This is a genomic window from Streptococcus sanguinis, assembly GCF_020729765.1.
Classification (GTDB): domain Bacteria; phylum Bacillota; class Bacilli; order Lactobacillales; family Streptococcaceae; genus Streptococcus; species Streptococcus sanguinis_Q.
Map to the genome: position 1 here is coordinate 12568 of NZ_JAJEPD010000082.1, position 24414 is coordinate 36981.

At 42.1% G+C, this 24414-nt stretch carries 23 protein-coding genes; 20 read left to right on the forward strand and 3 right to left on the reverse strand.

All coding sequences use genetic code 11. The annotated features are described in order from the left end of the window. The first annotated feature begins 118 nt into the window (after window positions 1-118). The 11 genes from K4H96_RS10840 to sdbB all read left to right on the forward strand — a co-directional run bounded on the left by K4H96_RS10840 (window position 119) and on the right by sdbB (window position 10989). A complete protein-coding gene (locus K4H96_RS10840) occupies window positions 119-2197 on the forward strand; it encodes an SSURE domain-containing protein (protein ID WP_223336838.1) in 2079 nt (692 codons plus the stop codon). 88 nt (window positions 2198-2285) lie between these two features. Further along, window positions 2286-2984, forward strand: a complete 699-nt coding sequence (locus K4H96_RS10845) for a response regulator transcription factor (protein WP_011836929.1) — start codon at window positions 2286-2288, stop codon at window positions 2982-2984. Continuing rightward, window positions 2981-4015: a HAMP domain-containing sensor histidine kinase gene (locus K4H96_RS10850; protein ID WP_223336839.1), complete on the forward strand. Its 1035-nt coding sequence runs from the start codon at window positions 2981-2983 to the stop codon at window positions 4013-4015. Before K4H96_RS10845 ends, K4H96_RS10850 begins: the two co-directional genes overlap by 4 nt. 142 nt (window positions 4016-4157) lie before the next feature. Then, entirely contained in the window at window positions 4158-4868 is a 711-nt protein-coding gene (gene ccdA2 / locus K4H96_RS10855; protein WP_002895561.1) for a thiol-disulfide oxidoreductase-associated membrane protein CcdA2, read from the forward strand. 27 nt (window positions 4869-4895) lie between these two features. Beyond that, entirely contained in the window at window positions 4896-5216 is a 321-nt protein-coding gene (locus K4H96_RS10860) for a hypothetical protein (RefSeq protein WP_061591807.1), read from the forward strand. A 70-nt stretch (window positions 5217-5286) separates the two neighbouring features. Next, entirely contained in the window at window positions 5287-5850 is a 564-nt protein-coding gene (locus tag K4H96_RS10865) for a redoxin family protein (RefSeq protein WP_223336840.1), read from the forward strand. A 15-nt stretch (window positions 5851-5865) separates the two neighbouring features. Continuing rightward, window positions 5866-6975, forward strand: a complete 1110-nt coding sequence (msrB, locus tag K4H96_RS10870) for a peptide-methionine (R)-S-oxide reductase MsrB (RefSeq protein ID WP_223336841.1) — start codon at window positions 5866-5868, stop codon at window positions 6973-6975. Window positions 6976-7034: 59 nt separating this feature from the next. Further along, window positions 7035-7769 carry a response regulator transcription factor gene (locus K4H96_RS10875; RefSeq protein ID WP_223336842.1) on the forward strand — a complete coding sequence of 245 codons (735 nt, stop codon included), beginning with the start codon at window positions 7035-7037 and terminating at the stop codon, window positions 7767-7769. Then, a complete protein-coding gene (locus K4H96_RS10880; protein ID WP_223336843.1) occupies window positions 7766-9469 on the forward strand; it encodes a cache domain-containing sensor histidine kinase in 1704 nt (567 codons plus the stop codon). The genes K4H96_RS10875 and K4H96_RS10880 overlap by 4 nt, the downstream gene beginning before the upstream one ends. A 222-nt stretch (window positions 9470-9691) precedes the next feature. After that, window positions 9692-10399 (forward strand): thiol-disulfide oxidoreductase-associated membrane protein CcdA2, encoded by a 708-nt coding sequence (gene ccdA2 / locus K4H96_RS10885; RefSeq protein ID WP_223310256.1) that lies wholly within the window; start codon window positions 9692-9694, stop codon window positions 10397-10399. 14 nt (window positions 10400-10413) lie between these two features. After that, the gene (gene sdbB / locus K4H96_RS10890; RefSeq protein ID WP_125401645.1) at window positions 10414-10989 is read left to right on the forward strand and encodes a thiol-disulfide oxidoreductase-associated lipoprotein SdbB; all 576 of its coding nucleotides are present in this window, start codon (window positions 10414-10416) and stop codon (window positions 10987-10989) included. 50 nt (window positions 10990-11039) lie between these two features. On the opposite strand, the gene K4H96_RS10895 is transcribed toward sdbB, so the two are convergent. The 3 genes from K4H96_RS10895 to K4H96_RS10905 all read right to left on the reverse strand — a co-directional run bounded on the left by K4H96_RS10895 (window position 11040) and on the right by K4H96_RS10905 (window position 14011). Next, window positions 11040-12284, reverse strand: coding sequence for an NAD(P)H-dependent oxidoreductase (locus K4H96_RS10895; RefSeq protein ID WP_011836934.1), 1245 nt, complete (start codon window positions 12282-12284; stop codon window positions 11040-11042). Between the two features lie 17 nt (window positions 12285-12301). Next, window positions 12302-12907, reverse strand: a complete 606-nt coding sequence (locus K4H96_RS10900) for an NADPH-dependent FMN reductase (protein ID WP_223336844.1) — start codon at window positions 12905-12907, stop codon at window positions 12302-12304. Between the two features lie 168 nt (window positions 12908-13075). Then, window positions 13076-14011, reverse strand: coding sequence for an FAD:protein FMN transferase (locus K4H96_RS10905; RefSeq protein WP_223336845.1), 936 nt, complete (start codon window positions 14009-14011; stop codon window positions 13076-13078). A gap of 258 nt (window positions 14012-14269) precedes the next feature. Between K4H96_RS10905 and nox the strand changes: the two genes are divergently transcribed. From nox to K4H96_RS10950, 9 genes are all read left to right on the forward strand, one after another. Then, on the forward strand, window positions 14270-15646 hold the full coding sequence (nox, locus tag K4H96_RS10910) for a H2O-forming NADH oxidase (protein ID WP_223336846.1): 1377 nt from the start codon (window positions 14270-14272) through the stop codon (window positions 15644-15646). A gap of 146 nt (window positions 15647-15792) precedes the next feature. Beyond that, the gene (locus tag K4H96_RS10915; protein ID WP_223336847.1) at window positions 15793-17349 is read left to right on the forward strand and encodes a ClC family H(+)/Cl(-) exchange transporter; all 1557 of its coding nucleotides are present in this window, start codon (window positions 15793-15795) and stop codon (window positions 17347-17349) included. Between the two features lie 117 nt (window positions 17350-17466). Beyond that, on the forward strand, window positions 17467-18339 hold the full coding sequence (gene efeO, locus K4H96_RS10920; RefSeq protein ID WP_223336848.1) for an iron uptake system protein EfeO: 873 nt from the start codon (window positions 17467-17469) through the stop codon (window positions 18337-18339). 4 nt (window positions 18340-18343) lie between these two features. Then, window positions 18344-19552: an iron uptake transporter deferrochelatase/peroxidase subunit gene (gene efeB, locus K4H96_RS10925; RefSeq protein ID WP_223336849.1), complete on the forward strand. Its 1209-nt coding sequence runs from the start codon at window positions 18344-18346 to the stop codon at window positions 19550-19552. Then, on the forward strand, window positions 19530-21221 hold the full coding sequence (locus K4H96_RS10930) for an FTR1 family iron permease (protein ID WP_223336850.1): 1692 nt from the start codon (window positions 19530-19532) through the stop codon (window positions 21219-21221). Before efeB ends, K4H96_RS10930 begins: the two co-directional genes overlap by 23 nt. 1 nt (window position 21222) lies before the next feature. After that, window positions 21223-21939 (forward strand): twin-arginine translocase subunit TatC, encoded by a 717-nt coding sequence (gene tatC, locus K4H96_RS10935; protein WP_223336851.1) that lies wholly within the window; start codon window positions 21223-21225, stop codon window positions 21937-21939. Further along, window positions 21939-22127 (forward strand): twin-arginine translocase TatA/TatE family subunit, encoded by a 189-nt coding sequence (locus K4H96_RS10940; protein ID WP_002897604.1) that lies wholly within the window; start codon window positions 21939-21941, stop codon window positions 22125-22127. Before tatC ends, K4H96_RS10940 begins: the two co-directional genes overlap by 1 nt. A gap of 64 nt (window positions 22128-22191) precedes the next feature. Next, window positions 22192-22773 carry a xanthine phosphoribosyltransferase gene (locus tag K4H96_RS10945; RefSeq protein ID WP_223336852.1) on the forward strand — a complete coding sequence of 194 codons (582 nt, stop codon included), beginning with the start codon at window positions 22192-22194 and terminating at the stop codon, window positions 22771-22773. A 115-nt stretch (window positions 22774-22888) separates the two neighbouring features. Continuing rightward, window positions 22889-24232, forward strand: a complete 1344-nt coding sequence (locus K4H96_RS10950) for an MATE family efflux transporter (protein WP_223336853.1) — start codon at window positions 22889-22891, stop codon at window positions 24230-24232. The last annotated feature ends 182 nt before the right edge of the window (window positions 24233-24414 follow it).

Sequence of the window (24414 nt, forward strand, 5' to 3'; positions counted from 1 at the left end):
GGACAATATAATCCTTTTATAAGATAGATTTAAGAAAAATTTTAACTTTTTCTTAACCATTTTTAATCTTAGGAGATTATACTAAAGTCATAAAAAAACAAACCTAAAGGAGAATCTTATGAAATTCAATTCAAATCAAAAATATACCCGCTGGTCAATTCGTCGTTTAAGTGTGGGTGTGGCTTCCGTCGTTGTTTCCAGTGGTTTCTTTTTGCTTGTTGGTCAACCAAATACCGTACATGCAGATGATCTCACCTCAACTCCTACTAAAGTTCTTCAAGAAGATTCGTCATTATTAGAAAAGAATAAGTTGCCAGAGACAGTTTTAAAAAAAGAAATGGATTCGGCTCTACCTGCAAATCAGTCAGCTCCTAAGGAAGAGGTTGATGAAACTATTTCTCTAGATAAGTCTAGCCTATCTCCTAAGGAAGAAATGGTAAAACCAAAAGAAGAACAGACTATGGCAGAAGTTAGCAATCAAAAAGAAGAAGCTAAACCGGAGGCAACTCTTGTTGAAGTTTCAAACCAAGATCGTGAAGCGGCTACTTCTCAATCGGTAAAGACTCCAGATGAAGTTAGAAAAGGAGTCGAAGAAAATACTAAGGACTCAGTAGACGTTCCGGCCAGCTACTTAGAAAAAGCGAACGTTCCTGGTCCATTCTTGGCAGGTGTTAATCAAGTTATTCCGTATGAAGCTTTCGGTGGAGACGGCATGTTGACACGTCTCTTACTCAAATCTTCTGACAAAGCTCCTTGGTCAGACAATGGCAAAGCGAACAATCCAGCCCTCTTGCCACTTGAAGGCTTGGCGAAAGGTCAATACTTCTACGAAGTGGATTTGAACGGCAATACTACAGGTAAAGACGGACAAGCCCTTCTTGAAAAACTTCGTGCTAACGGAACTCACACTTACCAAGCTACTGTCAAGGTCTATGGTGCCAAAGACGGCAAACCAGATTTGACTAATCTCGTAGCAACAAAAAATGTAACTGTTAGTTTAAATGGCCTTGTTTCAAAAGAAGCAGTCAAAGACTCAGTTACCAAAAATATTAAAGACCATATTGATGTCCCAGCTAGTTACTTAGAAAAGGCAAACGTTCCTGGTCCATTCTTGGCAGGTGTTAATCAAGTTATTCCGTATGAAGCTTTCGGTGGAGACGGCATGTTGACACGTCTCTTACTCAAATCTTCTGACAAGGCTCCTTGGTCAGACAATGGCAAAGCGAACAATCCAGCCCTCTTGCCGCTTGAAGGCTTGGCGAAAGGTCAATACTTCTACGAAGTGGATTTGAACGGCAATACTACAGGTAAAGACGGCCAAGCCCTTCTTGACCAACTTCGCATTAATGGCACTCATGCTTATCAAGCGACTGTCAAAGTCTATGGTGCTAAAGATGGTAAACCAGATTTGACCAATCTTGTAGCGACCAAAAATGTAACTGTTAGTTTAAAAGGCCTTGTTTCAAAAGGATCAGTCAAAGACTCAGTCACCAAAAATATTAAAGACCATATTGATGTCCCAGACAGCTACTTAGAAAAAGCGAACGTTCCTGGTCCATTCTTGGCAGGTGTTAATCAAGTTATTCCGTATGAAGCTTTCGGTGGAGACGGCATGTTGACGCGTCTCTTACTCAAATCTTCTGACAAGGCTCCTTGGTCAGACAATGGCAAAGCGAACAATCCAGCCCTCTTGCCACTTGAAGGCTTGGCGAAAGGTCAATACTTCTACGAAGTGGATTTGAACGGCAATACTACAGGTAAAGACGGACAAGCCCTTCTTGACCAACTTCGCATTAATGGCACTCATGCTTATCAAGCGACTGTCAAAGTCTATGGTGCTAAAGATGGTAAACCAGATTTGACTAATCTTATCGCAACTCGCCAAGTAATAATTCGGCTGTATGGAAAAGAAATGTCTGCACAACCATATCAACAAGAACAAATGAATGTGAAACCTTCTACAACAGATTCTATGAGTACAGCTAAGGGTATGAAAGAAGTGGATCACCATACAGCTGATCTGAAGGAGAAACATCCCACTTCTAATCCGATGGCAGATATGGTGAAAAAAAATGATAAGCCTTCGTTACCAAAAACTGGTGAAGCCCAGACTTCTACAGCAACAATTGGTTTCTTCGGGCTAGCCTTGGCAGGAATTCTTGGCTTTCTAGGTTTGAAAGAAAAACAAAAAGATTAAGTAAGGTTCAAATTATTTAAAAATTACTAAAAATAGTGTTATACTAAAGCCAGTATAACACTGTTTTTATGAGGAGATTAGATTGGCAATGGGAAAGACAATTTTACTTGTTGATGATGAGATGGATATTCTGGATATCAAAAAGCGCTATCTTGTGCAGGCTGGCTACCAAGTTTTAGTGGCTCGAGATGGCGTTGAGGGATTAGATCTTTTCAGAAAGAAATCTGTTGACCTGATCATCACGGATATTATGATGCCAAATATGGACGGCTATGACTTTATCAGTGAGGTTCAGTATATAGTACCTGATCAACCTTTTCTTTTTACAACGGCTAAGACCAGCGAGCAAGATAAAATTTATGGGTTGAGCTTAGGAGCAGATGATTTTATAGCCAAACCTTTTAGTCCACGCGAGCTAGTTCTAAGAGTCAATAATATTTTGCGCCGACTTCATCGTGGAGGTGAGATCGAACAAATTGAGCTCGGTGACTTGATGATGAATCATGTGGTTCATGAGGCTCGTATCGGGGAGTGTTTTTTGGAATTAACAGTGAAGTCCTTTGAACTACTTTGGATTTTAGCTAGTAATCCTGAGAGAGTTTTTTCAAAGACGGAGCTTTACGAGAAGGTGTGGCAGGAAGACTTCGTAGATGATACCAATACACTTAATGTTCATATCCATGCTCTGAGACAGGAATTGACCAAGTATGCCAGCTCAAACACTCCTGCCATCAAAACTGTCTGGGGTCTTGGGTATAAAATGGAAAGATCACGAGGTGGAAAATGAAATTAAAAAGTTACATTCTAGTAGGGTACCTAATTTCTAGCCTACTAACGATTTTACTCGTTTTCTGGGCAGTCCAGCGAATGTTGATTGTAAAAAGCGAGATATATTTCCTAGTTGGAATGACATTGATTGCTAGTTTTATAGGAGCGGCAGTCAGTCTCTTTCTTTTATCGCCAGTATTTTCTTCCCTTCGGCATCTGAAAAAACAGGCTCAGAATATTGCTGACAAAGATTTTAGTACAGAGATTGACGCCAAGGGCCCTATCGAATTTCAAGAGTTGGGTCAGGCTTTTAACGATATGTCGTATAATTTGCAAGAAACGTTTGAGTCGCTTGATGAAAGTGAACGAGAAAAAGGAATGATGATTGCCCAGCTTTCTCACGATATTAAAACTCCCATTACCTCTATTCAGGCGACTGTGGAGGGGATTTTAGATGGAGTGATCGAAGAAGAGGAGCAGATTCATTACTTGACCACGATTAGCCGTCAGACAGAGCGTTTGAATAAATTGGTGGAAGAATTGGATGTTTTGACTCTTAATGCCCAACCTCGAATAGAATCAGATGGAGAAGCTGAAATAGTCTTTCTAGACCAGCTATTGATTGAGGTCATGAGTGAATTTCAACTATTGATTGAGCGGGAGGAGCGGGACATCTACATTCAAGTGTCTCCCGAGTCAGCAAAAATTAAGAGCCATTACGATAAACTTTCCCGTATCTTGGTCAACTTGATAAATAATGCCTTTAAGTACTCCGACCCTGGAACTAAAATCGAGATAGTGGCTCAATTAACTGATCAAATCTTGACAATCAGTGTGAAGGATGAAGGACGGGGTATTGCTCCTGAGGATTTGGATAAGATTTTTAAACGCCTTTACCGTGTGGAAACTTCTCGTAATATGAAGACTGGTGGGCATGGTCTGGGCCTTGCTATTGCTCGTGAGTTGGCTCATCAGCTGGGTGGGGAAATAATGGTCGAAAGCCAGTGTGGTCTAGGAAGCACTTTTACATTTACTCTCAACTTAACATAAATCCACAATAAGTGATAAACATTTTTAACTCTTGATTTAGCAAAGATAACATCAAATTCAAGTTTTTTCAAATCTATCTCTCTATTTTTAGGGGGATTTTTATTTTATACTAGAGTCAGAAATTGATAGAGAGGTTTTTGAAATGGCAACAAGTTTTTTGTTCTTTATTTCTGTTTTTCTGGCGGGGATTCTCTCTTTTTTCTCGCCCTGTATTTTACCGCTTATGCCAGTTTATGTAGGAATTCTGCTGGATTCGGATCAGCCGAAAACAGTTCGGTTTATGGGAAAAGATATTTCCTGGTATGGTCTAGTTAAGACGCTCTGCTTTATAGCTGGCTTATCAACTGTATTCTTAGTTTTGGGCTACGGAGCTGGTGCACTTGGACAAGTCCTCTATGCCCCTTGGTTTCGCTACGTTCTGGGCGGTATTGTCATTCTACTGGGAATTCACCAGATGGGAATCATTAATATCCAGCAGCTGCAAAAGCAAAAGAGCATCCAACTTAAAAAGAATAGTAAAAGAAGTGACTTTCTTAACGCTTTTCTCTTGGGGATTACCTTTAGCTTTGGTTGGACGCCCTGTGTGGGACCTGTTCTGAGTTCTGTTTTAGCAATTGCAGCTTCTGGCGGTAACGGCGCTCTTCAGGGAGGCTTGCTTATGTTGGTTTATACACTTGGATTAGCGCTTCCATTTCTAGCAATGGCTTTGGCTTCTGGCTGGGTATTACAGCGCTTTGCAAAACTCAAACCTTATATGGGAACGCTTAAGAAAATCGGCGGAGCACTCATCATTCTCATGGGAATTTTGCTAATGCTTGGAAATCTAAACGTTTTAGCATCATTATTTGGATAAAAATTATATAATTAAAGGAGACACATCATGAAAAAAATCACTACACTTACAATCGCTGCACTTAGTATCTTTGTCCTAGCTGCCTGCTCTAATCAAAAGTCAGATTCTGGTATGAAGAAGACGGATGACAGTAGCATGATGAAGAAAGATGATATGAAAAAAGACGATATGAAGAAGGAGAATATGAAAGACTCCAGCATGTCTGATGATAAAATGAAAAAGGATGACATGAAGGACTCTTCTATGATGTCCGACAGCAAGTCTGACATGAAAGATGATATGAAATCAAGCGATTCGAGCATGAAGGATGACATGAAAGATTCATCCGAAATGTCATCTGACAAATAAGAATTCCACCATAGGAAAGAAAGTCGTCAGTTTTGTCGGCTTTCTCCTTATTTTKAAAGGAAAGAAAACGATGAAGAAGTTATCAATATTGACTATCAGTCTGCTTTGTGTCGGCTTTTTGGGAGCCTGTTCAAATCAGAAGATGAACTCGGAAGTTTCTAAAAGTGATAAAAGCAATATGCAAACAAAAGCTGATTCTGAGCAATCTACCAAGATGGCCAAAGACTTTAGTCTGCAAGGAGTGGACGGCAAGACCTACAAGCTGTCTGATTTCAAAGGCAAGAAAGTGTATCTAAAATTTTGGGCTTCTTGGTGCTCTATCTGTCTGTCCACCCTTGCAGATACCAATGATTTGGCTAAGGAGCAGTCAGGAAAAGATTATGTTGTGCTGACGGTGGTGTCTCCGACTTTTAATGGAGAAAAGTCTGCTGATGATTTCAAGGAATGGTACAAATCTTTGGATTACAAAGACTTCCCAGTTCTCATGGACACCAAGGGAGAATTGCTGAAAGAATATGGTATTCGATCCTATCCATCTGCTCTTTTCGTAGGCAGTGATGGTTCTCTTGCCAAGACGCATATTGGCTATATGAGCAAGGAAGATATTGAGAAAACACTAAAAGAAATCAAGTAGAAAGGAGTAATGAACATGGAAGGCAAATGGAAAATTCTTCTGGTTCTGCTTGGCTTGCTTGTCTGCTTTGGACTGGTCTATGTGATTGCGGGGAATGGTAAGCAATCATCTCCTGAACAGATTAAGAAAGCTTCAATGAGCAAGACAGAAGCGGTAGCCAAACAAAAGACAGAAGATGTCAAGGAAGAGGACAAGCGGGAGATTTATCTGGCCGGTGGCTGTTTTTGGGGAGTAGAAGAGTACTTTTCTCGTGTGCCAGGTGTACTTGATGCAGTATCAGGCTATGCAAATGGTAAGGGCGACACGACCAAGTATGAATTGGTCTCTCAAACTGGTCACGCTGAGACGGTAAAAATCACCTATAATGTAAAAAAGATATCTCTCAAAGAAATCTTACTTCACTATTTCCGCATTATTGATCCAACTTCTAAAAACAAGCAGGGAAATGATCAGGGTACCCAGTATCGGACAGGCATCTACTATACTGACGAAGCTGATCTTGAGACTATTAACCAGGTCTTTGATGAAGTTGCAAAGAAATATGATAAGCCTTTGGCCGTCGAAAAAGAACCTCTAAAAAACTTTATCAAGGCAGAAGATTATCATCAGGATTACCTAAAAAAGAATCCTAATGGATATTGCCATATCGATGTCAATCAAGCTGCCTACCCTGTTATTGAAGCTAGTCGTTATCCTAAGCCTAGCGATGAAGAGATTAAGGCTAAGCTCTCTCCTGAAGAATACGCAGTCACACAAAAGAATGACACAGAGCGGGCTTTTTCTAACCGCTATTGGGATAAGTTCGATGCTGGTATCTATGTGGATGTGGTGACGGGAGAGCCTCTCTTTTCATCAAAGGATAAGTTTGACTCAGGCTGTGGTTGGCCGAGTTTCACCCGTCCTATCAGTCCAGATGTTGCAACTTACAAAGAAGACAAGAGTTTCAACATGACACGGACTGAAGTTCGTAGCCGGGTTGGAAATTCCCATCTGGGCCATGTTTTCACAGACGGTCCTAAGGACAAGGGCGGCTTACGCTATTGTATTAATAGTTTGTCAATCAAGTTCATTCCAAAAGCTGAAATGGAGGAGAAGGGCTACGGTTATCTTTTGGATTATGTTTAAGAGCATTTTGATTGAAAATTTGCTATAATAAATCCAGTATAAATAAGGAGTTGAATCTTGTGTATTCAATTATGATTGTAGAGGATGAGTATCTAGTAAGACAGGGGATTGCGTCCTTGGTAAACTATGAGCAGTTTGGCATGCAAGTCATTGCCCAGGCTGAAAATGGAATAGAAGCTTGGCAGAAATTTCAGGAAAATCCTGCTGATATCCTGCTGACCGATATCAACATGCCACAGATGAACGGCCTCGAACTGGCCAAGCTAGTCAGAGACCAGGCTCCTAAGTGCCATATCGTTTTTCTGACGGGCTATGATGATTTTGACTATGCTCGGACCGCCATTAAACTAGGCGCAGATGACTATCTTCTCAAGCCATTTTCCAAGGATGATGTTGAGGAAATGTTGGCCAAGGTGCAGACCAAGCTTGATAAGGAACGTAAAAAAGCACAGATTCAAAACTTGGTTGATCAGGGACAGCACTCTGAGTTGGAAGATGCTATTCATGCGCGTCTTGCTGATTCAGAATTAAGTCTGAAAAGTTTGGCTTTCCAATTAGGGTTTAGTCCGTCCTATCTTAGCGTTCTTATCAAAAAAGAACTAGGCTTGCCCTTTCAAGATTATCTGATCCAAGAGCGGATGAAAAAAGCAAAACTCTTACTCCTGACTACAGATTTGAAGATTTATGAAATAGCAGAGCAGGTAGGTTTTGAAGATATGAACTATTTTTCTCAGCGCTTCAAGCAGGTGGTCGGGCTGACACCTCGGCAGTTTAAAAAAGGAGAGGAGAAATGAAACGATATCCGCTTCTTATCCAGTTGATTGTCTATATTTTTCTGCTGGTTCTTTTACTCTTGGGCTTTGTTGGAAGCCTCTACTATCAGACTAGCTCGGGGACTATTCGGCAGCTGACAGAGCGGACGACGCATAATAGCATGGAGCAAAGCGGACAGTTCATTGCTTCCTATTTGCAAAAATTAAAACAAACCACCTCCACACTGAGCAAGGAAGAAACGATTCGGAAGTTTGCTCAGAATCAAGAAAGCAGCGAAACGTCAGTACAGGCTTTGATGAAAACCATTATTGAGACAGATCCGGATTTGGTGTCAGCAGTATTGGTTACCAAGGACGGGCGCGTGGTCTCAACAGATTCTCAAATTAGCATGCAGACATCTTCTGATATGATGAATGAAAAATGGTATCAGGAAGCTGTCCATACCAAAGCCATGCCTGTCTTGACTCCTGCTCGCAAGGAGTCTCTATCATCAGAGAAGGAGAAGTGGGTTGTTTCCGTCACTCAGGAAGTAGTGGATGAAGCAGGACAGAATCTTGGTGTTTTGCGTCTGGATATCGGCTATAAGAGTCTCAAAGCCTATCTGGATCGGCTTCAGCTAGGGAAGAAGGGCTTTAGCTTTATTGTCAATAGCCAGCATGAATTTGTTTATCATCCTAAGAAAAGTGTTTATTCCTCCAGTCAGGAAATGAAAGCTATGCAGCCCTATATCTCGGTCAAGGATGGTTATGCAGACCAGAAGCAGGCTTTTGTCTACCAGATTGATATCGCAGACAGCGACTGGACTTTAATTGGCGTTGCCTCTTTAGAGCAATTACAGATGCTTCAGTCACAGATGCTTTATTCTTTTATAGGAATGGGCGTTTTAGCACTCCTGATGTGCTTGACTGGTATTTGGTTTGTCCTGCGTTTGTGGATTAAGCCTCTTCAGAATCTACAAGCTGTTATTCTGAAGATTGGGGCAGGCGACTCAAATCTGCGAGCGGAAGCTAAGGGTTCTTTAGAGTTGGTTGACTTGGCTCAGCAGTTCAATAAAATGCTGGACCAAATTGAACAACTAATGGAAGCTGTCAAGGCTGAAGAACAAAATGTCCGCCGCTATGAGCTCCGAGCTCTCTCAGCTCAAATCAATCCCCATTTCCTTTATAATACCTTGGATACGATTGTCTGGATGGCTGAGTTTAATGACAGCAAGCGTGTTGTTGAGGTAACGAAATCACTCGCTCAATATTTCCGCTTGGCGCTCAATCAAGGACATGAACAGATTGCTCTCAAAGATGAGATTGACCACGTTCGTCAGTATCTCTTTATCCAGAAGCAGCGCTATGGTGACAAGCTCCAATATGAGATTGAAGAGGATGAATCTCTAGCTGATTATAAATTGCCCAAGCTGGTACTCCAGCCCTTGGTTGAAAATGCCATCTACCATGGTATCAAGGAAATTGACCGACAAGGCATGATTCGGGTGACGTCAGCAGCAGAAGAGGGGCAGCTGATACTGTCTATCTATGATAACGGCCGTGGTTTTGAACTCCGCGACTCTACGGACATGACTCTCCCTCGCTTAGGCGGTGTCGGTCTGAAAAATGTCGATCAACGCTTGAGATTGCAGTTCGGAGACGACTACCATATGGAAATCCAGTCCGAACCAGATAAATTCACTCGGATTAGTCTTTATTTACCGCTAGTTACAGATGATTAAATCTATTAAGTTTTAAAATATTCAAGCCGGCAGAATTTTCTCCGGCTTTTTACTGTTTGAAAAAATGTACAGGTTTTGCTGTTCATCAAGCGAAATTTTCTCTTTTCCGAGTCACACAATGTTTGCAAGAAAATTACCGTAGCAGATTTGTGAAAAATCTATAAGATTCATTTATAATGATAAGTGAATGTATATTCTACGTAAGTAGTTAGAGGAGAGTAAATGGAATCACCTTTATTTTTTGTTTCAGTTTTTTTAGCGGGTATTTTGTCCTTCTTTTCCCCTTGTATTTTTCCCTTATTGCCGGTTTATATTGGCATTTTATTGGATGACAAGGAGGTCAAGACCCTGAAAGTATTTGGCCGGGAGCTTGCTTGGCAAGGCGTGGTTAGAACACTCTTTTTCATTGCAGGCATCTCAACAGTCTTCTTTTTGCTTGGTTTTGGAGCTGGATTTTTAGGAACTATTATTTACAGTCCGACCTTTCGTTATGTGATGGGCGGCCTCATCATTCTGCTAGGTCTGCATCAGATGGAGCTTATTAATATTCGCCAGTTACAGATTCAAAAGAGTTTGACTTTCAAAAAGAACGGTCAGAAGCATTATTTTTGGTCTGCTTTCTTACTGGGGATTACCTTTAGCTTTGGTTGGACTCCTTGCATTGGTCCGATTCTCAGCTCAGTCTTGGCCTTAGCGGCTTCGGGTGGGAATGGTGCATTTCAGGGAGCAATTTTGACCTTGATTTACACTTTGGGAATGGCTCTGCCTTTCTTAATCTTAGCTTTGGCGTCTAGCTTTGTTATGCAGTATTTTAATAAAATCAAGCCTTATATGGGCCTGATGAAGAAAATTGGCGGAGCCCTGATTATTCTGATGGGAATTCTGCTGATGTTAGGACAGCTTAATGCCCTGTCTGGACTTTTTGGATAAAAGGAGAAAGAAATATGAAAAAAATCGTTACATTATTAGCAACTGTGTCAGCTGTTGCCTTTTTGGCAGCCTGCTCGGAACAGGAAGAGAAGCCTATGACTATGCCCACAACCAGCAGCTCGTCTAGTGAGACCACTCAGACAAGCACAGTCACCCAAGCAGCTGTCGGTCAAGAGGCGCCTGACTTTACTCTGCAGTCTATGGATGGAAAAACTGTCAAACTTTCTGATTACAAAGGCAAGAAAGTTTATCTAAAATTCTGGGCTTCTTGGTGCGGACCTTGTAAGAAGAGTATGCCAGAATTGGTCGAATTAGCTGGTAAAACAGATCGTGATTTTGAAATCTTGACAGTTGTAGCACCAGGTCTCCAAGGAGAGAAATCTGTCGAGGAATTTCCAAAATGGTTTCAAGAACAAGGTTATAAAGATGTACCAGTTCTGTTTGATACTTCAGGAGAAATTTTCCAAGCCTATCAGATTCGCAGTATCCCGACTGAAATCCTCATTGACAGTCAAGGGAAAATCGGTAAAATCCAGTTTGGAGCTATCAGTAATGCTGATGCAGAAGCAGCTTTCAAGGAAATGAAATAAAGCAAAAAAGAATGGACTTATGATCCATTCTTTTTTAGTTTGTAAGGTAATTAAGCGCTAGCACCTGATGTCGCATCGGCTCCTCCGTCTCCATGACCTCCATCGCCTCCAGCATCAGAAGCACCAGAAGTAGCATCTGCGTCTCCATGACCTCCGGCAGGAGCGAATGGTCCGCTGCCTCCAACCAAACGTTGACCAGTTTCTTTTAAGTACCAGTCGAGCCAAGGTTGGAAATTAAAGACAATCTCATTGATACCTGCGTATGATCCGTCAGGATAGTACATAGCTTGGTAATTGTGGGTATTGATAACGCCTGCAGGTGAACCTGGGACGATTGTACGTACGTATTCTTGGTTTCCGTTGCGAAGTGTTCCGATAACCCACTCTACATTTTTCATCCGAGCTGGTGGAAGAGAGCCATGAACGGTTGACATGCGGCTACCTGATTGAGGCGGCACACGTTTGGCAAACATGGTGTCTGGATCTTGGTGGGCGTTGTTGTAGTAGAGGAATTGGTTGTTATCATCAGCGTATGTCAATTCAAATGGCATAGCTTTTAAGAACATATCAATTTGATTAACGGTCAAGATACCATGGTCCAGTTTGACATAAGTATCGCCAGAAACAGCTCCAGTGATTTCAGCGACTTTTTCTACCCATTCTGGATCATCTGGATCAACTTCTGTAATTGTCGTAGCGATTGGTTTTCCGCAGTCTAAGTCTTCAGGTTCAATTGGTTTTGGTTTTTTCAATTTTGAAACGACCTCTACATATTTGATAAAGTTATCTAAGCAAGTTTCAAGGAAATTCACAGTTCCTTCGTTGGTGATATTGCCATCATTGTCAAAAGCTTCTTTGGCTTTGCCCAGCAGGAACTCATTGCCTGGAAGAGTGTAAGCATTGACACCAGGAGCGTCTAGGATTTTACGCAGGTGAACTTGAGCACGAGAAGTTCCTTGGTCGTAGTAAGAAGCACCGACAATCATGACAGGCTTGTTTTCGAAAGGATGAACCTCGAAAGAGAGCCATTCCAAGACACTCTTCAAAGGAGCGCTGATAGTATGATTGTGCTCAGGAGTTGCGATGATGACACCGTCTGCACGTGTGATTTTGTTATACAAATAACGCAACTGGAAGCTTTCATCCCATTTTTCATCCTGGTTAAACATTGGGACTTCATCGATTTCTAAGACTTCCAATTCAAATTTAATTTTGAACTGACGGCGGATGAATTCCAATAATTTTCGGTTATATGATTGTTCGTAGTTTGATCCTACAATTCCAACAAATTTCATTCTTTCGGTCTCCTATCTTACAATTTTTCCCAGTTAAATTCTTCAGCATCTTTGCGAAGCAATTCTTGAGCGTTGCGCAATTTGTCTGTGATTTTGACAAAGATACGGAAGTCATCAAAGATAGCATCCAATTTTTTGACAACGTCAAGATCTACCAAGTCTCCGCTTTGGTCAAAAGCTTGAAGAGAATGTGAAAGCAAGAACTCATCTGGAAGTACATTTGCCTTGATTTCTGGAGCGTTCAAAATTTGACGGAGCTGCAATTGGGCACGAGAGGAGCCAAGAGTACCATAAGAAGCACCAGTGATCATGACCGGCTTGTTCAGCAGTGGATAGATACCATAAGAAAGCCAAGCCAGAGCGTTCATAAGCACAGCTGGAATAGAGTGGTCGTACTCAGGTGTACCGATAAGTACGCCGTCTGCTGCATCAATTTTTTCGGCAATTTCTGATACCAACTCAGGCACATTTCTGTCTGCAGGTTTATTAAACATTGGGATATCTTTAATCTCTACCAGCTCGATTTCAGCCTTGTCAGCAAAGTGCTTAGACATATATTGAAGAAGTTGCCGGTTTGTAGAACGTTTAGAATTTGTTCCAACAATTGCAATAAGTTTTAACATAAAATTTCCTTTCTGAAATGAAGATACAAATCCCTCGTAGGTGCATTTATTTTTCTTAAGGCAAGTAAAAACCTGAAGAAAAAGAGGGCGTTTTAAATGGGCATTGTTTATAAAAGCTAGAGCGATAGAGTTACCGCATAGTGAGGCAGCGAATTCATCACTTTTGAATTAAGATGCAGGAATTATCTGCTCTAAAAGGCTTGAGCTACAGAAGAGATGACTGTCTTGGGTGATTATCAAGGCTTCAATCCCTGCTTGCTCTTCAATCTGGGACAGAATTGATGTCGGACTTTCACCAAATAGACGGGTTGTCCAGATTTCGCCATCTACCGACTTGTCTGAAACAATGGTCAGACTAGCCAATTGATTTTCGATAGGATAGCCTGTTTTGCGATCCAGAATGTGATGGTAGTTCCGCCCTTCAACTGTAAGGGTTCGCTCGTAGATTCCTGATGTGACCACTGACTGATTGGTGACCGCTAGTATAGCTGAGTGATTGCCGCGAGGCAGTTTGGGATTTTGGATGCCAATCCGCCAGGCGCGCTGGCTGACTGCATTTTGCCCAATTGTCAAAACATTGCCGCCAAGATTGATAAGAGCAGAAGTTACTCCCTGACTCAGCAAAAAGTCCCTAATCTTATCAGCGATATAGCCTTTAGCCAAGGCGCCTAAATCCAGCTTCATGCCTTTCTTAGTCAAAAAAACACTACAATCTTCTGGATTCAACTCAAGCAAGTTTGGGTCAGTCAAGCACAGAGCATGCTGAATCTCCTCCGTACTTGGGAGATGAGCGTCTGAAAATCCTATCCGCCAGGTCTGGACGAGAGGGCCAATCGTGATATTTAAGTGGCTGCCTTCTGCTAGGCTGTGATATTTTCCCAGCTCAATCAGCTCAAAAAGCTCTGGATGAACTGAGACGCTTTTAACTCCTGCCAAATGGTTGATAGTCATAAGTTCAGAGTCTTCATCATTGGCACTGAAGCGATTTTTATAGACATGAAGCAGTTGGACCGCCTCATCTAAGAGTATTTCCGCTCGCTCATGATAGAGAGAGATGCAAATCGTACTCCCCATCAAATGAAGCGAGCGAGAAGCAAAGTCCACATTATCACAACCTTTCTAAAATTAACCTCTCTGACTTTATTATAACAAAAAGATACCGGTTTCACAATCTTAAATTTGTTATATTTTCAGAAAATGAAACTTTGGAAAAGGTAGTTTTTCTGAGGCATTTAGACTGCAGTGGTACAGCTTTTTAGGTAGTCCAAGAATTTTTGAAAATTTCGAGCAAATTTCTTGTAAACGCTCACAGGAGATGATATACTGTTCTAGTAAATTATAAATTAAGGTAGGACTATTCTTATGAGTAAAATCGTTGTAGTTGGTGCAAACCACGCAGGTACAGCGTGTATTAATACAATGTTGGACAATTATGGTGCAGAAAACGAAGTAGTTATTTTTGACCAAAACTCAAACATTTCATTCTTGGCATGCGGAATGGCCCTTTGGATTGGACAGCAAATCAGCAAGCCAGATGGACTTTTTTATGCAGATAAAGAAACTTTTGAAGCAAAAGGCGCAAAAGTTTATATGAATTCACCAGTTGAGTCAATTGATTATGATGCGAAAAAAGTTACAGCTATTGTAGACGGTAAAGAGCATGTAGAGTCATATGACAAATTGATTTTGGCAACCGGTTCTCAGCCAATTCTGCCTCCGATTAAAGGTGCTGAGATGGATCCTAACAGTCGCGAATTTAAGTCAACCTTGGAAAATCTGCAGTTTGTTAAACTGTATCAAAATGCTGCAGATGTTATCGAGAAATTGCAAGACAAGAGCAAACATATCGAACGTGTGGCAGTAGTAGGTGCTGGTTATATTGGGGTTGAGTTGGCAGAAGCCTTCAAACGTCTTGGTAAAGAAGTGATTCTGATTGATGTTGTGGATACTTGCTTGGCAGGTTACTATGACCACGACTTGTCTGATATGATGCGTCAAAACCTTGAAGACAATGGTGTTCAATTAGCCTTCGGTCAAACTGTTCAAGCTATTGAAGGTGAAAGCAAAGTAGAACGCATTGTAACAGATAAGGCTAGCTACGATGTAGATATGGTTGTCTTGGCAGTTGGCTTCCGTCCAAACACTGGTCTTGGTGCTGGCAAGCTGGAAACATTCCGCAATGGTGCTTTCTTGGTAGACAAGAAGCAAGAAACTAGCATCAATGATGTTTATGCAATCGGTGACTGTGCGACTGTCTATGATAACTCTATCAACGATACAAACTACATCGCCTTGGCATCTAACGCCCTGCGCTCGGGTATTGTAGCAGCTCATAATGCTTGCGGTCATGAATTGGAGTCCAATGGTGTTCAAGGTTCTAACGGTATCGAAATCTTTGGTTTGAAGATGGTTTCAACTGGTCTGACAGAAGAAAAAGCTAAACGTTTTGGTTACAGCCCAGCAGTAGTTGAGTTTAAAGATACTCAAAAACCAACTTTCCTTGAAAAGGTTGAGCATCATGATGTTACAATTAAGATTGTCTATGATAAGGATACACGTGTAGTTCTTGGAGCTCAGATGGTTTCTAGAGAAGATATGTCTATGGGTATTCACATGTTCTCATTGGCCATTCAGGAAAAGGTTACAATTGATAAATTAGCCTTGCTGGATCTCTTCTTCCTGCCGCATTTCAACAAACCATACAACTACATTACTCAAGCAGCTTTGCGCGCTAAATAAGAAAATGAGTCTGGAATAAATTTCCAGACTTTTTTGTATAGAGCCTTTAAAAAGAATACTGAAATAAGAAATTTATATTTCATCTGTTTATCAGGCTTGCTTTGTGCTAGAATAGTGGTAAAGTAACTATTTAGAGGAGATTGGGGATGGCAAAAGAAGCTAGCTCACGTGAGGACGACATCAAGAGAGAATTTAATTTCGCAACTCATTCGATTATATCCCAGGTTTTGCGAGGTGTTTTAGTTGGGATTTTTGCTGGACTAGTAGTGGGCGTTTTTCGCTTTTTGATTGAAAAAATCTTTCACTTAGTGCAGGATATCTACCACAGGAGTGAGCAGTCTATGCTTTGGTTACTGGCTTTGGTGTTCCTTTATGCTTTCATCGTCTTGCTCAACGCTCGCTTGGTAAAGTCGGAGAAGAATATCAAGGGATCAGGTATTCCGCAGGTCGAAGCAGAGCTGAAGGGTCTGATGTCGCTTTCTTGGTGGAGTGTTCTTTGGAAGAAGTTTGTATTGGGGATTTTAGCCATTTCCAGCGGTCTGATGTTGGGGCGGGAAGGACCAAGTATTCAGCTAGGCGCTATGAGCGGTAAAGGCGTCTCTAAATTTCTGAATTTGAGTGCCGCTGAGGAGAGAGCGCTCATTGCCAGCGGTGCAGCAGCAGGCTTAGCAGCAGCTTTTAATGCACCAATTGCAGGTTTGCTATTCGTAGTAGAAGAAGTTTACCGTCATTTTTCACGCTTTTTCTGGGTTTCTACGCTGGCGGCCAGTCTAGTTGCTAACTTTGTCTCACTCTCCATGTTTGGCCTAACGCCAGTGCTGGACATGCCGGATAATATCCCGGTCATGAGGTTGGAGCAGTATTGGATCTACTTAGTCATGGGCTTGCTGCTGGGCTTGTCAGGTTATATTTATGAAAAAGTCATTTTGAATATTCAGCTGGTTTATCAGTTTTTGGGGCGAATATTTATGATGTCAGAAGCCTATTATCCTATTCTAGCCTTTGCCCTGATTCTTCCGATTGGTTATTTCTTGCCTCACTTGTTGGGCGGGGGCAATCAGTTGATTTTATCTTTGACTGCTGAGCATTACACTGTAGGAACCTTGCTCTTGTTTTTTGCTCTGCGTTTTGTCTGGAGCATGATGAGTTATGGCAGTGGATTGCCAGGTGGTATTTTCCTGCCTATTCTAGCTCTGGGTTCACTGCTGGGTGGAGCAATGGGGGCGGTCTGTCTGCAGCTAGATTTGATTTCTCAGGAGCAATTTCCAATTTTCATTATCCTAGGTATGAGTGGTTATTTTGGCGCCATTTCCAAGGCTCCTCTGACAGCCATGATTCTGGTCACAGAGATGGTTGGGGACATTCGTAATCTTATGCCTCTGGGAATGGTCACTCTGACTGCTTACATTATCATGGATTTGCTAAAAGGAGCGCCAGTCTATGAAGCCATGCTGGAAAAAATGTTGCCAGACAGTATCGAGGACCAGGGAGATACGACTTTAATTGAAATCCCTGTTTCTGAAAAGATTGCCGGTCGGCAAGTGCATGAGCTAAACTTGCCAGATGGAGTCTTGATTACCATGAATGTCCACAAGGGCAAGACTCAAACGGTCAATGGCAGCACGCGCCTCTATTTGGGGGATACGATTTACTTGGTGCTGAAAAAGACGGGGATTGGGAAAGTCAAAGAAGAGCTGCTTTAGCTGTCTAAATATATAGTTTTTGATTAAATTGTCAGACAATTTCTTGAAATATGAGAAAAAAACTGGTATAATTTACAGGAAATAATCTCATATCAGAGATAAAACAAAGGAGTCACCATGAAAAAACTTGGCATCGTCCTATTTTCAACGGCAATTTTACTGACTGGCTGTGCAGCCAACAACTCTTCAAACAAGACTGGCTCAAGCAGTCAAGCATCCAGCAGCCAAACTGCTGTCAATCAGAAAGAATTGGACAAGGCGACAGCGGATTACAAATCTTTTGTCCAAGGACAAATCGATCAGCTCCTGACAGATACGGAGAAATTTCGTGACACCCTTAAAGAAGGCAAGCTTGATGAAGCTAAAAAGCAGTATCCGCTTATCCGTATGGCCTACGAGCGCTCGGAGCCGATTGCTGAGAGTTTTGGTGAATCAGATGTAAAAATTGACTTCCGCTTAGTCGACTATGTGGACGAAAACAAGACCGAAGAAGGCTGGTCTGGTTTCCACCGCATCGAAAAAATCATGTGGGAACAAAATACAACCAAGGGAACGGAAAGCTATGCCGATCAGCTAGTTAACGATATCAAGGAGCTAAAAGCTAAAATCGCAACAGTTGAAGTGACGCCAGATATGATGTTGACGGGTGCTGTTGACTTGCTCAATGAAGTGGCGACCAGCAAGATTACAGGTGAGGAAGAAGTTTTCTCTCATACAGATCTCTATGATTTTCGGGCCAATATTGAAGGAGCAGAAAAGATTTTTGAGCTCTTTAAGCCATTGATTAAGAACAAGGATGAGAAACTTGTCAAAACCTTGGAACTTGAGTTTAAAAATGTCAACGGTCTCTTGGACAAGCACATGACTGACTCAGAAAACTACAAGCTCTATACAGAATTGACAAAGGAAGACACCAAAGAGTTGGCGGAAGCTGTGACCAAACTGGGTGAGCCTCTTTCACAAATGGGAGTCATTCTAAACGGGGAGTAATCATATGACAAACGACGAAAAATGGTTTAATAAAAAGATGGATCGTCGTGAATTTCTTAAAAAAGCAGGGATTGGAGGCGCTGGTCTTGCACTGGGTGTCTCTGGTGCATCTGCTTTTTTCGCTAATCAGGCCAAGGAAGATAAGAAATTCGCTGACGGTGAGGAAGAAATCAGCTTTTATGGAGAGCATCAGGCGGGTATTACAACTCCGATGCAGAAGAATATCTACTTTGTTATTCTGGATTTGCATACGACAGATAGAGAGACCATTATCCAGCTCTTCAAGGACTGGACAGCCTACAGTGAGAAGCTGGTAGATGGAGAATTGGTCAAAAAAGATAATTCCAATGCTCTTTTGCCGCCAACGGATACTGGAGAAACTGTTGGTCTCAACCCTTATCGACTGACTTTGACCTTTGGGGTCTCAGCTTCTTTTCTGAAAAAAATGGGCTTGTCGGACAAACGACCTAAGGCTTTTCGGGATTTGCCGCCTTTTCCAAAGGAGCAGCTTAAAGAAAAATATACGGGTGGCGATATTGTCATTCAGGCCTGTGCAGATGATGAGCAGGTGGCCTTTCATGCAGTCCGCAATCTAATCCGCAAGGGCAGAAATGCCATCACTATGAGGTGGAGTCAGTCAGGCTTTGCTGCTATCGGAGACCGGATGTCAACGCCTCGTAATCTCTTTGGATTTAAGGACGGCACGGCCAATGTGACCAAGGAAAAAGATTTTGACAAGGTCATTTGGTGCGACAACAAGGACTGGATGCAGGGTGGCTCTTACATGGCTGTCCGCCGGATCCAGATGTTCCTTGAGACCTGGGACCGAACCAATCTGCAGGAGCAGGAAAACACTTTTGGCCGCTATAAAGATAGCGGAGCGCCTTTTGGCAAGAAAGACGAGTTTGATGAGGTTGACTTGAAATTGCTGCCAGAGGATTCACATGTCCGTCTGGCCAAGGAGGTTGATAAACCCATATACCGTCGGTCTTACTCGTACTCGGATGGGATTGATGAAAGTACTGGTCAGTTCGACACAGGCCTGCTCTTTCTTTCCTTCCAGAAAGATCCTGATAGCTTTGTCAAAGTTCTGACTAATCTAGGCGCTCAAGATAAGATGAATGAATATGTCACGCATATTGGCAGTGGCTTGTTTGCCTGCTTTGGTGGAGTGAAAAAAGGAGAATACCTTGGTCAAAAATTATTTGAATAAAAGTCTGTTGATATTAGGGCTCTTGCTGATCTTTTTAGCTAAGCCGGTTTTAGCGGATGATAGCTACAGCAGTTTATTCGTCAAAATCACTGATGCCAGCACTGCAGTCAAGCAGAAGGACCAGGAAAAAGCCAAGCAGCTAGTCGGAGAAATCAAGACTGACTTTGAAAAGGTGACTAATCATGACTCAGCAGCGGGACAAGAGGTAAGTAAGGCACTAGATTTATCGGGTCAGGTGACGGAGGAGAAGCTGACACAAATCTCTTCGGCCCTCTTGAAATTTGAGAAAGAGCAGAATCCAGTTGACTTAGAGGCTGAGAAAAAGAAGCTTCTCAGTAAGCTAGAGCCAAAATTTGAAAATCTACAAAAAGCCATTAGTGCTAAGGATTTAGAAGCGACACGAGAAGCATACAAGAAGATGAATAGCACCTGGACCACCAATGAAAGCGTGGTGCGAGACAACAGCACAGCCCATTACGGCAAGGTAGAAACAGCTATTTCATTCCTGCGCAGTGCCATTGAGACGGAGCCTACTGACTTTGACATGATTCAGTCTTCTTTTGATGATTTGAAGGCCGCCATTGATAATTTTGTCAAAGGTGAGAAAGTCCAAGAAGCTGCTGGCAATCTGACGCTGAAAGATGGAATTAAGCTCCTAGAGGAAGCCTTGAGTCTCTTTCAAAGCGGAGATGATAAAAAGGCCGCTGCCAAGATGAAAGAGTTCATCACCATTTGGCCAACGATAGAAGGAGATGTCAGTGTCAACAATCCTTCACTTTATACCAAGGTAGAGAGTCAGACGCCTGTTATTATGGTCAAGGGGAGCGAAGAGAAGTATCAAAAGCAGCTAGAATCCTTGATTAGTGAGCTGTCCCAGATTGACACGACAGCTTCCTATCATTTCTTTGATGCTATGCTGATTTTGCTGCGTGAGGGTGTAGAAGCGCTCTTGATCGTCATGGCTTTGATAACAACTCTGAAAGCTTCCAAGATGAAGAAAGGACTCAAATGGGTTTATGCCGGGGCAGCAAGTGGAGTTCTAGCCAGCGCTGTGATTGCGGCTTTGTTGCAGTTTCTTTTCCCAGCAGTTGCTTCCGGATCCAATCGTGAAATTATTGAAGGTGCAGTGGGAATTTTCGCTGTCGCCATGATGATATTAGTTGGTATCTGGCTACACAGCAAGGCATCTATTGAGAAATGGAATGACTTTATGGAAAGCCAAATGAAGGCTGTAACAGCCACAGGCAGTTTTCTTTCCATGTTTGCTCTTAGCTTTCTGGCAGTTTTCCGTGAAGGGGCTGAGACTATCCTCTTTTATGCAGGAATTCTGCCGCGCATCACTATGACTGATTTCCTTTTGGGAATCGCCTTGGCTGTTCTGGTCTTGGTCTTGCTGGCCTTTATCATGAGCAAGGCGTCTGGTCTTCTCAAGCCGCACAGCATTTTCTTCTGGCTGACTTGGCTCATATATGCCTTGGCCTTTAAAATGCTGGGTGTCAGCATCCATGCCCTTCAGCTGACCAATATCCTACCGACTCACCTAATCAATGGCTTTATGACAGTAGACTGGATGGGGATTTATCCAAGCCTAGAAGTGGTCGTCAGTCAAGCCTTCTTTATCCTGCTAGTGGTCTATGTTAGCATTAAAAATCAGAGAAGCGAGCAGTAGCATGGATAAGAAAGAACAGACTATTATTGAGCATTTGACAGAGTTCAGACGGCGTTTTCTAGCGGTATTGGCTTGCTTCTTCATAGTTTTTCTGGCCAGCTTGCTTTTTTCGGCTGATATTTATCGATGGCTGACCAGTAATTTTGAGCAGAAGCTGCTGGTGCTGGGGCCGGATGATATCCTTTGGATTTATATCAGTCTGGCTAGTCTGGTCGCTTTTTCCCTAACCTTGCCATTTTTGGTTTATCAGGTCTGGGAATTTGTCCGACCAGCTTTGCGAGCCAATGAAGCACGAGCTGTTTTCGCCTATATCCCGGCTACCTTTCTCTGTTTTGTTCTGGGGCTGACTTTCGGCTTTTACTTTGTGACTCCAGCTATTTTGCAGGTTTTGCTGTCGCTGGGTGAGGGCCTCTTTGAGACACGACTGACAGCGCAGAATTATCTTAGTTTCGTCTTTCATACCACTATTCCGATTGCTTGCCTTTTTGAGTTGCCGGTTCTGGTGTCCTTTTTGACTTCTATCGGTTTGCTCAATCCGAAATTTTTGGTAAAATATAGACGATACGCTTACTTCATTTTGCTGGTTTTAGCTGTTGTCCTAACACCTGCTGACTTTATCAGCGACTTATCTATGACAGTGCCTTTGATTTTGCTCTATGAAGTCAGCATCCTGCTCAGTCGCATCATTTATCAAAGAAAATCAACGAGGAGAAATTAATGGGACTTTTAAAAGACATCGGAGTACCTGGGGTAATCATTATTGTTCTGGGAGCCCTGCTTATTTTCGGACCAAAACGCCTGCCTGAATTGGGCCAGTCTATCGGTAAAATGTTTTCAGAATTCAAAAAAGCAGTCAATCATGCTGGAGAAGAAGACAAGACCGAGAATAAAAATGAAAAAGAGTAAAGGAAAAGCACGGATATCCGTGCTTTTCTGCTAGAATCAAGACGGTTCGTGAAAAGGAGGGTAAATGAAAAAATTAGAAGAACGGATTCTCAGAGATGGGCAAGTGTTAGGTGAAAATATACTGAAAGTTGACTCTTTTCTGACCCATCAAATTGATTTTTCATTGATGAAAGAGATTGGCCAGGTCTTTGCGGAGGCGGTAAAGGACGCAGGAATTACCAAGGTAGTAACTATTGAAGCTTCTGGTATTGCTCCGGCTGTCTACGTAGCAGAGGCGCTGGGTCTACCAATGATTTTCGCTAAGAAAGCCAAAAATATCACGATGACGGAAGGGATTTTGACGGCCGAAGTTTATTCTTTTACCAAGCAAATGACTTCTACCATTTCGATTGCTGGGAAATTTCTCAACTCTGGCGATAAGGTACTGATTATTGACGACTTTTTGGCTAATGGTCAGGCAGCCAAGGGCTTGATCACCATTATTGAGCAAGCAGGAGCCCAGGTTGAGGCAGTTGGTATCGTCATTGAAAAATCCTTTCAGGATGGCCGTCAACTTCTGGAAGCAGCTGGCTATCGTGTTCTTTCTTTGGCGCGTATCGCAGGTTTTGAGAAGGGGCGGGTTGTCTTTACTGAGGCAGATATATGATTTCCTTTTCCTTTTGACTATCTGTCTGGCTTATAGTATAGTAAAGATAGTTGATATTCTAAAAATCTAAGCTCATTGATTTTACTTGGGTAGAAAAAGTTTTTGAGGGATTTCTATGCACCAAACTCATAATTTACAGCAGCGGATGCGGCTCTTTATTTCTATTTTTTTGCCGATTTTGATCTACCAACTGGCCAATTTTTCAGCCTCTTTTGTCGATACGACCATGACTGGCCAGTATGACACCCTGCATCTGGCTGGTGTTTCCATGGCAACTAGTCTTTGGATTCCATTTTTCGACCTGCTGATAGGGATTGTGTCAGCCTTGGTACCCATAATCGGGCATCATTTAGGACAGGGGAAAAAAGAAAAAATTGCTTCAGATTTTTATCAGTTTATTTATCTTTCTTTGGGGTTATCGCTAATTTTATTTGCCTTGGTATTTGTGGGCGCTCCTCTGGTTTTGTCTCACCTCGGCTTAGAGCCTTTGGTAGAAGAAGTGGCTAAGAACTATCTTTGGTATCTGGCTATCGGTATTATTCCTCTTTTGCTCTTTAGCACCATCCGTTCTCTGTTTGATGCTCTAGGATTGACAAAGCTTTCCATGTATCTCATGCTCTTACTTTTGCCCTTGAATGGCTCTTTCAATTATGCCCTAATCTACGGAGCATTTGGTTTTCCAGAAATGGGCGGAGCCGGAGCCGGACTTGGGACTTCTTTGGCTTATTGGGTTTTGCTACTCATATCCTTGTTAGTAGCAGCCAAACATCCAAAAGTCCGATTCTATGAGCTCTGGAAGATTCGACCGCTGGACAAAAAGGGCTTAATTGAAGGCATTCGACTTGGACTGCCTATCGGTGGAACATTTTTTGCTGAAGTCGTGATTTTCTCGGTTGTTGGCTTGGTCATGGCTAAATTTTCATCTTTAATCATTGCCAGCCATCAGGCGGCCATGAATTTTTCAAACTTAATGTATGCCTTTCCTATGAGTATTTCAACCTCAATGTCCATCATTGTTTCTTATGAAATTGGAGCTAATCGTCCTGATGATGTTAAGAAATTCTGTAAACTTGGGCGGCTAACGGCTTTGGGAATTGCTGGATTTACCTTTCTCTTTCTCTATATCTTACGTGACCGTGTGGCTGCTCTCTATGGTTCGGATACCGAGTTTATCTGTATGACATATGTTTTTCTGACCTACAGCCTTTTTTTCCAGTTAGCAGATACTTTTGCGGCTCCTTTGCAGGGCATTCTTCGGGGATACAAGGATACTCAGGTGCCATTTTACTTAGGTTTGATTGCTTATTGGGGAGTTTCGCTGCCCTTGGGACTCTTCTTAGATCACTATACTAGTTTAGGCCCTTATGGATATTGGATTGGTCTCATTGCTAGTTTGGTGACGAGCGGCATTCTCTTTCAGTGGCGGCTTAATCGTTTGGCTAAAAATATCATAACTTAAAGAGCGCTGGCTTGTCCTTTTAGGATAAGCTAGTGTTATTTTTTTCACAAACTTTTATTAAAATTAGATTAAAACGGTAAAACGCTTACATATTTTCTAGTATATTGATTGTGAAAATGGTATAATAGACATAAGATTATCAAATCAAGTTTTTTGTTAAAATAGGTTAATTTTTAAAATAT